The organism is Roseburia sp. OM03-7AC, assembly GCF_003462625.1.
GTDB lineage: Bacteria > Bacillota > Clostridia > Lachnospirales > Lachnospiraceae > Roseburia_C > Roseburia_C amylophila.
Genome location: NZ_QTZJ01000003.1, coordinates 312,070 through 323,997, shown reverse-complemented (window position 1 = coordinate 323,997; position 11,928 = coordinate 312,070). Strand labels below are relative to the sequence as shown.

The 11,928-nt window shown below is 43.7% G+C and carries 9 protein-coding genes and 1 other annotated feature; of the genes, 6 read left to right on the top strand and 3 right to left on the bottom strand.

All coding sequences use genetic code 11. From position 1 onward, the window contains the following. Positions 1-382 precede the first annotated feature (382 nt). The 6 genes from DXB39_RS09585 (at position 383) to DXB39_RS09560 (ending at position 7,495) form a co-directional block, all read left to right on the top strand. A complete protein-coding gene (locus DXB39_RS09585; protein WP_158565985.1) occupies positions 383-1,546 on the top strand; it encodes a starch-binding protein in 1,164 nt (387 codons plus the stop codon). Positions 1,547-1,602: 56 nt separating this feature from the next. Then, positions 1,603-2,829, top strand: a complete 1,227-nt coding sequence (locus DXB39_RS09580) for an extracellular solute-binding protein (protein WP_147337967.1) — start codon at positions 1,603-1,605, stop codon at positions 2,827-2,829. Between the two features lie 4 nt (positions 2,830-2,833). Continuing rightward, the gene (locus DXB39_RS09575) at positions 2,834-3,733 is read left to right on the top strand and encodes a carbohydrate ABC transporter permease (RefSeq protein ID WP_117841515.1); all 900 of its coding nucleotides are present in this window, start codon (positions 2,834-2,836) and stop codon (positions 3,731-3,733) included. A gap of 1 nt (position 3,734) precedes the next feature. Next, complete coding sequence (locus DXB39_RS09570; protein WP_117698341.1) at positions 3,735-4,577, top strand: sugar ABC transporter permease; 843 nt, start codon at positions 3,735-3,737, stop codon at positions 4,575-4,577. Positions 4,578-4,594: 17 nt separating this feature from the next. Then, positions 4,595-6,403: a glycoside hydrolase family 13 protein gene (locus DXB39_RS09565; RefSeq protein ID WP_117841516.1), complete on the top strand. Its 1,809-nt coding sequence runs from the start codon at positions 4,595-4,597 to the stop codon at positions 6,401-6,403. Between the two features lie 66 nt (positions 6,404-6,469). Beyond that, a complete protein-coding gene (locus DXB39_RS09560) occupies positions 6,470-7,495 on the top strand; it encodes a LacI family DNA-binding transcriptional regulator (protein WP_117841517.1) in 1,026 nt (341 codons plus the stop codon). Positions 7,496-7,669: 174 nt separating this feature from the next. Here the strand turns inward: DXB39_RS09560 and DXB39_RS09555 are convergent, their stop codons facing one another. The 3 genes from DXB39_RS09555 to DXB39_RS09545 form a co-directional block, all read right to left on the bottom strand. Next, entirely contained in the window at positions 7,670-9,664 is a 1,995-nt protein-coding gene (locus DXB39_RS09555) for a 2-isopropylmalate synthase (protein ID WP_117698344.1), read from the bottom strand. Positions 9,665-9,750: 86 nt separating this feature from the next. After that, positions 9,751-9,981 (bottom strand) — a binding site (T-box leader). A 76-nt stretch (positions 9,982-10,057) separates the two neighbouring features. Further along, positions 10,058-10,795, bottom strand: coding sequence for a zinc ribbon domain-containing protein (locus DXB39_RS09550; protein ID WP_117841518.1), 738 nt, complete (start codon positions 10,793-10,795; stop codon positions 10,058-10,060). Positions 10,796-10,988: 193 nt separating this feature from the next. Continuing rightward, the gene (locus DXB39_RS09545) at positions 10,989-11,807 is read right to left on the bottom strand and encodes a hypothetical protein (protein WP_117841519.1); all 819 of its coding nucleotides are present in this window, start codon (positions 11,805-11,807) and stop codon (positions 10,989-10,991) included. Positions 11,808-11,928 lie beyond the last annotated feature (121 nt).

Below are 11,928 nucleotides of genomic sequence, written 5' to 3'. Positions count from 1 at the left end.
CAGCGTAGCAGCCAATAAAACTGCTACGCTTAAAAGTCTAACTTTTTGGGGTCACATCACTGCTGCCGGTATACCTTTTTTGCGAGAAATTCGCAAAGCGTATTTCTTACATTTTCCGGTATCTGCTAAGGAAACAACAGGGAAACTGTTTCGTTAATAATTCACAAAAATTTCCTCTTTGTGCACATTGATAAGAAATCACTGTGAAACATCTACAAAAAAACCAAAACAAATTAGTAAAAACCACCATAAAATAAGGGAAAACGATTACCTAAATAAGAATTGACCGACAATTTCGGGTGAAATATAATCAGCTTATCAAACAAAAAGCGCGCAGATTGTTTTGGAAGATACTGATGAAGGATGTATAGGAGGAATGTTTATGAGTAAAGTGATGAAAAAAATAATTGCATTTTGCTTTATGGCAGTATTGACGATAGCCATGATACCGCAGACAATAAAAGCAGACGAAGCAACGGATGCAAAGAAAGCAGTATATGTACAGGTGCCGCAGGACTGGGAAAATCCATGTGTCTGGGCATGGGATGATGATGGAAATAATGCATTTGAGGCGTGGCCGGGCGAAGAGATGGAAGCAGACAGCGCAAATGAAGGCTGGTATTACATCTGGGTTCCAACCTGGGTAAATCATGTGATTGTAAATGCCAATGATGGAAATGTCCAGACTGCAGAGCAGGTACTGGATGGAGAAAAAGACTGCTGGATTACCGTAACAGATGCAGATAATGCAGAAGTAACCTATGACAAGCAGACCACCGGTGAGACACCGGAATATGTGGAGAAATTTGCAATCCATGCAAAAGTAGATGCAGGCTGGGAAAATCCTTGCCTCTGGGCATGGTCAGCACCGGATGGAACTAACGCATTTGAAGCATGGCCGGGCATGGAAATGAAGCAGGATGACAACGGCTGGTATACCGCCAAAGCTCCAATCTGGGTAAATTCTATCATTGTCAATGCCAACGAAGGAAGCGTTCAGACCGATGACATTTCTATTGATGCCGCAGAAGTCTGGGTAACAGTAGATGCAGACGGAAAAGCAGATTTTAGTTATACAGACCCGGATAAAGCAGAGGTAGCAAATATAACCGTACATGTAATCACACCGTCTGACTGGGATGCACCTTGCCTTTGGGCATGGTCGGCACCGGACGGAACCAATGCATTTGCATCCTGGCCGGGCGAAGCCTTAGAAGAAGGCGAAAATGGATGGCTCATAAAAGAAGTACCGGGCTGGGTAAATTCCATTATTGTCAATGGAAATGAAGGAAGTGTTCAGACCAGTGATATTTCTGTGGATACAGGAAAGGATATCTGGCTTGTGGTAAAAGATGCCGATAACTTTGAAGTAAGCTATGAAGAGCCACAGGTAGATGTGGCAGCAGAACCGACAACCGAAGCTCCTGCAGAGACAGCAGAAGCAGGAAGCAACAATACTGCTCCGATTGTAATCGGCATTGTGGTTATTGCTGCAGCAGTTGTAATTATAGTGGTTGTAGCAAAGAAAAATGCAAAAAATAAATAAAGATTAAATAAATAAGAAACAAGAAAAAGTCACAAGTAAAAGACAGGAGGACAGAAGTGAGAAGAAGAGTTAGAAGTAAATTGATGTCAATGGCACTTACACTTACCATGGCAGCAGGATTGTTAAGCGGCTGTGGTGGAAACAGCGTGTCAGAGACGGATAAGACTACCATAACAATCTGGCATGATAAAGAAGATGCAGTGGCGGAAGTCCTTCAGAAGAAACTGGAGGAACTGGAACCGGATGTACATGTTGTGCTGGAGAAGAAAAGTGATTTGACAGAAAGCCTTAAGATGGTGGGAAGTGACCCGAAAGCAGCACCGGATATGTATTTCTTTGCCCATGATAAAATTGGAGTATATGCAGAGATGGACATTCTTGCACCGATTACAGACATTATCCCGGAAGAGGAGCTGGATGTATATATGGATAATACCTTAGAGGCAGCAACCTACAAGGGAGAAATCTATCAGCTTCCTGTCTATTACGAGACTTTGTTATTCATGTATAACCGGCTTTATATGAAGGATGATGAAGTGCCGCAGACTACGGAAGAACTGTATCAGTATATGCAGAATAACACTGCCGGCGGACATTATGGCTTTGTGGAACAGCACAGTACGCCATACTATGCAGCAGGCTGGATCAATGGCTTTAACGGTACGATTCTCTCAGCTGATGGCACACCGGGGCTGGATTCCAAAGAAACCATTGCAGCCCTGGAATATCACAAGAAATTTGTGGATTTGATGCCGGGCGAGACGGAGTATGCAACGGTAAATACCCTGTTTAAAGAAGGTATGGCACATTCTACCATTGCAGGGCCTTGGCTGGTGCCAACCGTAAGAGAAAGCGGAATGGACGTTGGTGTGGCAGCAATGCCGGTAATTGACGAGACCGGAAATCCGATTTCTCCATATATGGGAGTGCAGGGAATTCATGTGCTGAAAAATGCTGCAGAAAATAAGAAGGATGCGGTAGAAAAAGTACTTCGTGCCCTGATGGATCCGGAAGTAGAGGTGGATCTTGCAAAAGCAAGCGGCTGTGCACCGGCGATGGAAAGCTGCTATGAAATGGATGAAATCACATCAGATGAAGTGGTTATGGCAATGCACGATACCGCAGAACATGCAGTACCGATGCCGAATATTCCGGAAATGGATGTAATGTGGACGGTGGTTGGTAATCTTTTAACCGATGTCAACATGAGTGGAAAAGATGTGACAGAAAGTGCAGAGGCGGCGCAGCAGGAGGCGTTGCAGTTGATTGAAAGTATGAGGTAACAAATTGAAGAAAAATAAGAAAAAAGAAATCCTGTTTGCCTATTCCTGGTCAGCACCATCCCTGATACTGATTTTGCTCATCGTAATCTTTCCAATCCTGTATACCGGGTACATTTCACTGACCAATATGAATGTGTATCACTGGAATAATTATGAACTGATTGGAATGAAAAATTATAAGGATGCCCTGCTGGTGCTGGATAATGGCTTTATACAGGCATTTCTGGTAACGATTTTATGGACAATTGTAAACATGGTGTTGCAGCTTATCATAGCATTCTTACTGGCAAATCTGCTGAACCTAAAGCGGCTCCGCCTGAGAAATCTATATAAGACACTGCTGATTTTCCCCTGGGCAATGCCGGGCTATGTATCCATTCTTCTGTGGAAAACAGGAATGTTTAACTCCCAGTTCGGTTTGCTCAATCAGTGGCTGGCAAAGTACAACATCGGGCCGGTAAAATGGCTGGGCAGCGATGGTATGGCATTTTTATGCTGTACCACCGTAAACCTCTGGCTGGCACTTCCATTTATGATAACGATTATGGACGGTGCATTGCAGAGTATTGAAAAGAGCTTTTACGAAAGTGCTGTTTTGGACGGAGCAACCTGGTTACAGAAAATGTGGTATATTACGATTCCCATGATCAAGCCAATCATTGCACCATCGGTCGTAATTACAACATTTACCACCTTTAAGCAGTTTGATATCCTGTTCCTGCTGACGCAGCAGGTGGGTGCCAAGACCGGGTCGAATCTGCAGACAATCCTGACCTATGCCTATGAAAAGGCATTTATAACGAACAATTACGGCTACAGTTCTGCAATTTCCATGATAATATTTGTCATTCTGATTGTATTTTCTGTGCTGACCAATATGAAGCCAAAGGAGGAGATGGACTAACATGAAGAAACGAACCAGAGAAAATATTGGACTCGTCTTTGCAAATATCTTTCTTATCCTGCTTTGCTTTGTGGTATTGGTGCCGGTATTGTATGCATTTTCCGTGTCCCTAAATGCGGATAACAGCTTATTGAGTACAAATTTTTCTTTCCTTCCGAAGCATTTCACCCTGGCAAATTATAAAGCAGTATTTACGGAAAAACCGATTATGCTGTGGCTGAAAAACAGTCTGATATTAGCAGTAGTAACCCTTGGCATTTCCCTTGGAACAGGAATTCCGGCGGCATATGTTTTCTCCAGAAAGGAATTTCCGGGCAGAAAAGCAATCCTTCGGACACTGATACTGCTCTATGCATTTCCATCCCTGCTTTCCATGACAGCGCTGTATAAGCTGCTGTCACCCATGGGACTGATTAATACCAGAACAGGTCTGATTATTGTATACACGGGAACCATGGCAGTATTTGCCCTGTGGAATATGAAAGGATATTTTGACACGATTCCGGTAGAAATTGAAGAGGCGGCAATGATTGACGGTACAACACCGGTGCAGCTTGTGACGAGAATCGTACTGCCGCTTGCAAAGCCGACCATCGCAGTAACAGCCATGATGGTGCTTATCTATGTATGGAATGAATACATTTTTGCAATTAATTTTATGACAGGTTCCGATACCTATACGTTAGCAGCAGGCTTATATTCCCTGCAGGCAACGGAAATGAGTGGAAGCTGGCCGATATTTGCGGCAGCGTCCATTGTGGTATCGATACCAATTCTGATTGTGTTCTTTGCACTTCAGAAAAATATGACAACCGGACTGACCTCCGGAGGTGTAAAAGGTTAAGAAAGGCTGGACAGAGAATGAACAAAAGTGCAATTTTACATATACCCATGTCACAGTATGCATATGGAACAGACGAAGAGCATGTGACAATCCGGCTCCGTACAGCCAAAGATGATATCAAACGCTGCAGGTTGTATTTCGGAGACCGGGCATGCCGCCTGACACCGGTAATTTTCACGGAAGCAGAAATGCATGTGGTGGCAGGCAGTGAATTATTTGACTATTATGAGGTGAAGCTGGTGCGCCCCTATAAGCGGCTGTGCTATTATTTCAGGCTGGAAAGTGGGACGGAAGAAATTTATTATTACGGAGACTGCTTCAGTGCAAAACTGGTGGATGACCGCTCCGAATATTACCAGCTTCCCTTTAATCACAGAGCAGACATCGTAAGACCACCGGAGTGGGCGAAGGATGCCGTTATTTACAACATTTTTCCGGACAGCTTTGCTACAGGAAAAACGTATATCAGCGGCAGGCCAACAGAAGCCACCTTTGAAGGAAATGTGGTAAGGGGAAAGCTGGGAGGCTGTCTTAAGGGCATTACCGAAAATGTGGATTACCTGAAAAACCTTGGCGTCAATGCCATCTACATTAATCCGATATTTGCAGCAGGCGAATATCATAAATATGATTTGCTGGATTATTTTCACATTGACCCATGCTTTGGAACAAATGATGATTTTAAAGAGCTGGTGGACACCTTCCATGCCAACGGAATCCGGGTGATTATTGATGGCGTATTTAACCATTGCGGCTGGCATTTTCCGGCTTTTGAGGATGTGGTGCAGAAAGGCGAAGCATCCGATAAAAAGGGCTGGTTCTATGGATTGCAATTCCCGGTTATCCGCCCCAAAGACCCGGAGGAGTATCCGAATTACGAATGCTTCGGTTACGAGCGGATGATGCCAAAGCTTGATACGGCAAACCCGGAAGTGGCAGATTTTATCTGCAAAGTAGGGCGATACTGGGTGGAAGAATTTCACACAGATGGCTGGCGGTTAGATGTGGCAAGTGAGATTAATGATGCCCTGTGGCGCAGATTCTACCGGGAAGTAAAAGAAGTCAACCCGGAGGCAATCTTAATCGGTGAAGTCTGGGAGACTGCCAATCACTGGCTGGATGGAACCATATTTGATTCAACGATGAATTATGATTTCCGGAAACACTGTAAACGCTTCTTTGGAGAAGAGAGCATCAGCAGCGCAGCATTTGACAGCCGGGTTACAAATATGCGGATGCGTTACCGGGAACAGACCGTGTTTGCACAGTTAAATCTCTTAGACAGCCATGATGTGAGCAGGTTCTATTCCCTTTGCAATGAAAATGAATGGCAGTACCGGCTGGCACTGATTTTCCAGATGACATTTCCGGGCATGCCGTCCGTTTTCTATGGTGATGAGCTTGGCATAACCGGAATTGAAGAGGCGGACTACCGGCAGGCAATGCCATGGAAACAGGCATGCAAAGCAAAAGCCACGGAAGAAAAAGAACTCCGGGAGAAATCCTTTGAACAGAATTCGCCCGATTCTCTTTTTGCTTTTATGCGGAGTCTGATTCAGTTACGCAGGAAAGAAGAACTGCTGCGAAGAGGTGATTTCCGTACGGTTTACACCCAGGAAAAAGGTGGACTCTACATTTATGAAAGATATAGTGCTACAGAGCGGATTCGTGTTATGATAAACAGGAATGAAGAACCGATGGACGTTGCGGCATTTCTGGCAGAGCCGGGCAGTGGACAGAGTGAGATTCTGTTGGTGCATGGACTGCTGGGAAGTAAATTAGACGGCTACGGTTATGTAATAATAAAAGGCAGAGTGGAAGAGTGATAGCACGCATTGCATGGTAACAGGATATCGGGCAATAGCATGCAGATATGATGGCGGAAAATTATTTTGGCGCAGAAAGGACAGAAAATGGCGGTTACGATTAAGGATGTGGCAAAGCAGGCGGGAGTGTCTACGGCAACGGTCTCAAAGGTTATGAACGGCTCTTATTCCATTTCTCAGGAGACCATAGACCGGGTGAAAAAGGTCATGCAGGAACTGGATTACCATCCGAATCTCCGGGCGAGAAATTTTGTCACACAGTCTACAAAGACCATTGTCTTTGTGACCTCGCTGGGGAAGAATGCAGGATTTGCCAACCCGCATATGTTTGAAATGGTGTGTGGGATGGAGCATGTCTTAACGGAAAAAGGCTATAGCCTGGTGATAAAGAATATGTCATCTGTAGAAGCGAGGGATTATATCCACAAAGCAGCAGAAGAGAAGGCGGCAGACGGCTATATCATTCATGCGGCTGTTATTTCTAAAGAACTGGATGAAATGATTTTTCAGGAATCCATTCCCCATCTGGTGATTGGCAATCCTAACTTTACCAGCCATTTCTGCTGGATTGATATTGATAACCGCCTGGCGGGTGAGCTGGCAGCGAAACATCTGCTGGAGCAGGGCTGTCAGTCCCTTGCATTTATTGGTGGAACAGAAGAGGATAAGATTTCCATGCACCGTCTGGACGGCGTGTTGTCGGTTCTGAATGAGCATGATGTGCTGGTGCCAAAAGATTATGTGCAGCGAGGGGAATCCCAGTGTGACAGTGGATATGAGATGACCAAAGAGATTCTTTCCAATAAAGTAAGACCGGATGGCATTATCTGTGCCAATAATTACATTGCTTATGGCTGCGTCAATGCATTGCATCATGCCGGAATAGAGATACCTTCGGATATCAGGGTCATTACTTTTGATGATTATCCATTTTCGCAGATATTGAAGCCACAGCTGACCGTAGTAAATATTGATATGTATGACATGGGAATACAGGCGGGAAAATACATCCTCCAGAAAATCAGAAAGCCGAATCTGTATGCCCGGTCTTATATTACAATCCCGACATTGATTGTAAGGCAGTCGACCTGATATCGTAGCTGACTGATATCGCTGCAATCAGATACGGCAGTTAATCAGACCCGATGGCCGGTTGGAAATAACAGTTTGCCGGGAAGATAGAAACTACGAAAAAACGCTTAGTCCGAGTACTTTTTTAGTACAAGGTCTAAGCGTGTTTCTTTAATTAAATTCTTAAATCAAGATTTATTTACTACAGGAATTGCGGTACTGTACCGGTGTCATCTCGTATTTCTTTTTAAAGAGGCGGTTGAAATGCTCTACATTCTGATAACCCACGGAGTATGCAATGTTTTCAACAGTCATATTTCCGTTCTTTAAAAGAGTTCTTGCTTTTTTCATGCGGACACCCTGAACCAGTTCAACGAATGTTTGACCGGATTTTTCCTTAATATATTTGGAAATGTACGGCTCAGAGAGGTGGAACTGTTTTGCCATATCCTCTAAGGTGACGGTCTGGTAGTTTGTCTGAATGTAATTCTTCATTTCCATTAAGCGCTTATCCTGAATCTCAACACTGGATTTTATGGAAGGAACCTGATTTACTGCAACAACCAGTGCGCTGATAGAGGATTTGATGATATCGTCGTCGATACCAACACCCCAGTACATCTGACCATAGCAGGTGATTCCTACATAGGACATAGCCTTGGAAGAGGAACCATGGCTCAAAGCGTGTTCTTCGTATATGGACAGCTCATAGCTGATGCCGAAGTACTGTTTGATAATGTTGCTGACAGCATCCAGACGGCCATTTCCGTTGGCGCTTACCAGGCGGTTCTGCCCACCATGAACAATCGTAGCTTCTGCCATAATACCATCCACCTGTTTGAAGTGGCATTCTTCGATCTGGAAGTAAGGCTGGCGTTTTACATACTTATCTTCAAAGATTTCATATACCCACTGTGGAGACAGCTCTTTGTGCTCTTCATCGGAAACATGTTTTACCAGATAGCCGACTTCCTCACGCATTTTCTCTGGCAGAGAAATGCCAAAGTTCTGTTTCAAAATGTAGTTTACGCCACCTTTACCGGACTGGCTGTTGATACGGATAACGTCAGAATCGTAAGTTCTGCCCACATCCATTGGGTCAACCGGAAGATAAGGGACAGACCACTCGTTGAGCTTTTTCTCTTCACGCCATGCCATACCTTTGGCAATGGCATCCTGATGGGAACCGGAGAAAGCGGTAAATACCAGATCACCGGCATATGGCTGACGTTCGTAAACGTGCATTCTGGTAAAGTTTTCATATTTCTCGCGGATTGCAGGCAGGTTGGAGAAGTTAAGCTTCGGATCAACGCCGTGTGAGAACATGTTCATGGCAAGTGTGATGATATCTACATTACCGGTACGCTCTCCATTACCGAAAAGAGTTCCTTCGATACGGTCGGCTCCGGCAAGAATACCAAGCTCTGCGTCACAGACACCGCAGCCACGGTCATTGTGTGGATGCAGGGAAAGTGTTACGGCATCACGATATTTCAAATGCTTGTGAATGTATTCTACCTGAGTGGCAAATACATGCGGCATTGCATTTTCAACAGTGGTTGGAATATTAATGATTGCCTTATTAGAAGCCTTTGGCTGCCATACATCAAGTACTGCGTTGCAGACTTCCACGGCATAGTCCACTTCAGTTCCCGGGAAACTTTCCGGGCTGTATTCGAAGGAGAAGTTACCTTCGGTCTCAGAAGCCAGTTTATTCAAAAGCTTTGCCCCGTCAATGGCGATCTGTTTTACTTCCTCTTTGCTCTTTTTAAATACCTGCTCACGCTGTGCAACAGAGGTAGAATTGTAAAGATGAATGACTGCGTGCGGAGCACCTTTTACCGCTTCAAAGGTTTTCTTGATGATATGCTCTCTTGCCTGGGTCAGAACCTGGACGGTAACATCGTCCGGAATCATATTGCGGTCGATTAAGGCGCGCATAAAGTTGTATTCTGTCTCGGAAGCAGCAGGGAAACCAACTTCAATTTCTTTGAAACCAATTTTAACCAGCATTTCAAAGAACTGCAGCTTTTCCTCTAAGCTCATCGGCTCAATCAGAGCCTGGTTGCCATCACGTAAATCAACGGAGCACCAGATAGGCGGCTTGTCGATATAATCCTTCTTTACCCAGTCATAAGTACATTCAGGCGGCATAAAATATGCACGCTGATATTTTTCGTATCCTTTCATATTGAACCTCCAAAAAAATATTCTGATTATGTTGCAGCGTAACCTGCGTAAAAAAAATCTTCCGTCTCTATCATTCGAAGATGAATCATAGAGACGAAAGAAAACCTTCGCGGTACCACTCTGTTTCATGTTGTTACATGCACTCATTAGCACTATCATGCTATTCCCGGGTAACGGTGGGAGTCCGTCGCGACCTACTATAGGGTTCAGCCGGCAGCTTCAAGGCGAGTTCACTGTATTCCTTCTGCCGTCTTGCATCAACCGGCGGCTTTCTGAGAGAATTCCTGACAGTTACTATTCCTTTTCATAGCCTTTTTCAAATGTCTTTGGTAATACTAACACAAAAAAGTACATTTGTGTATGATTAAATTTAATCACTTATATTGATATATTTTAATAAGGAATCTGACCACTCTTGCTATATTTATTCCAAGCACCCTGATACTGGAAAGTTGCCACAATAGCATAAATTGCTGCCACAAGAATCAGCCATCCGCCAAACTCTCCCGACGAAAGGAATACGAAAATGGTATTAATGACGCCATAGACACAAAGTAAAATGGAGCATACACGGCTCTGCGCAAGATGAATAGCAAGTCCGAGTCCGAGCATAATTGCAGCATCAATCAGTGAGGTATAATTATGTAAAAAAGCAATAAGAAGCAGATTGATTCCTACACATATATAAATGATAACAGAAGAAGCAATAATATTTCCTCTGTATTTCTTACAGAGTGGAGAATGATAGAAATCGTGTTTACTCATTCCCTGTGGAACCTGATTCGGTGCAGCGTATGGATTGCCATAAGGATATTGCTGAGCATTGTTAAACTGAGGCTGTCCATTATAAGGGTTCTGCTGAGCATTGTTAAACTGAGGCTGTCCATTATAAGGGTTCTGCTGAGCATTGTTAAACTGAGGCTGTCCATTATAAGGGTTCTGCTGAGCGTTATTAAATTGGGGCTGTCCATTATAAGGATTTGGCTGAGCGTTATTAAATTGGGGCTGTCCATTATAAGGATTTGGCTGTCCGTTGTATGGACGCTGGTTTGGCATTGGAGCCGGTGCACCGCAGTTCGGGCAGGTTCTAAAGTTATCTGGATATTGTGTTCCGCATGATTGACATTGCATAAAATGTCTCCCCCTTTTGTATTCATTATATTATATAAGGTAATGCAGATGTATTGTATTCAGGTCGTTGACAGAATGAAATCATCTTTCTCTCAAAAACCTTAAAAATATCATCGAATCACCTATATCATATCATTCTATCTGTTTTCCTGATATCTGTAAACAATAAAATAAGAAGAAATCCCCATCTGCCTTACACGCTGGCATCAATATGAGCTGCTTTTTTACGGAGTCCGGAAAGATGGATATTAATTTCGCGTCGTACAGACTGAGCAGTGACAGGTTCTTCACCAGACTTATCGTCATGCTCTACTTTGACCAAATCGGCAGTGTGCTTATCTGAGCCATTATCCGCTGCACCAACAGACTCTTCGGTAGAATCTGAACCGGAAGAGATTTCTGCATTATCGGTAGAATCGGATGTCGTTGCATCGGTTGAATCGGCAGAACTTTTATCCTTATCGGCTGGACTTACATCTTCGTAAGGCTCTTTGTCCGGTTTTGCCTGATATTCCGGCGTCTTGGTATAATCATTGTGTTCTTTTTCAATGGCATAGGTGCGCTTTAAAATCTGCTCTAACATAGCCTTTTTCTTGGCTTTTGGAATGTGGGGGTCATTGGAAACCGTCTTAACCTCAGACATAAACTGCCCCATTTTATAGAGTTTTAGCTTCTCAACGTCCTTTTTGGTACGGCAGTTTTGAAGCTGTTTACGGTAAGCTGCCACTTCTTCCTTTAGCTTTTCATGTTCTTTTAGGGCATCCGGATTGACTTTTTCTAAATACTGTTCTTCCTCCGGAGTTAATTCCTGACCGGAATCTAATTTTGCCTGAAGCTCCTGCTGGAAATTACTTTCGTGCATCTGGGAAATCTGTTCCTGATAATGCTGTAACAGGCGTTCCTCCTGGGTCAGCTCCTGGTTCCGTTCTTTTTTGGTGGGACGCTGCGGAAGTCCTTGTTCCTTTTTCCGTTGGGAAAGAACCACAAGTGAATTTTCGAGTTTGAGATTCATATCTTTTCCTCCTTGAAAAGTTCTGTGAAAATCCATTTTCACATATGCTGTTTATGAGAATCTACTATATAAATAATATCGGCAAAATAAAATAAGACTTTACAACAAAACAAACAATTGC

Coding starts and splice junctions, on each gene's coding strand:
- DXB39_RS09545 (WP_117841519.1), bottom strand. CDS start 11,807: ATGAATCTCAAACTCGAAAATTCACTTGTGGTTCTTTCCCAACGGAAA.
- DXB39_RS09550 (WP_117841518.1), bottom strand. CDS start 10,795: ATGCAATGTCAATCATGCGGAACACAATATCCAGATAACTTTAGAACC.
- DXB39_RS09570 (WP_117698341.1), top strand. CDS start 3,735: ATGAAGAAACGAACCAGAGAAAATATTGGACTCGTCTTTGCAAATATC.
- DXB39_RS09555 (WP_117698344.1), bottom strand. CDS start 9,664: ATGAAAGGATACGAAAAATATCAGCGTGCATATTTTATGCCGCCTGAA.
- DXB39_RS09565 (WP_117841516.1), top strand. CDS start 4,595: ATGAACAAAAGTGCAATTTTACATATACCCATGTCACAGTATGCATAT.
- DXB39_RS09585 (WP_158565985.1), top strand. CDS start 383: ATGAGTAAAGTGATGAAAAAAATAATTGCATTTTGCTTTATGGCAGTA.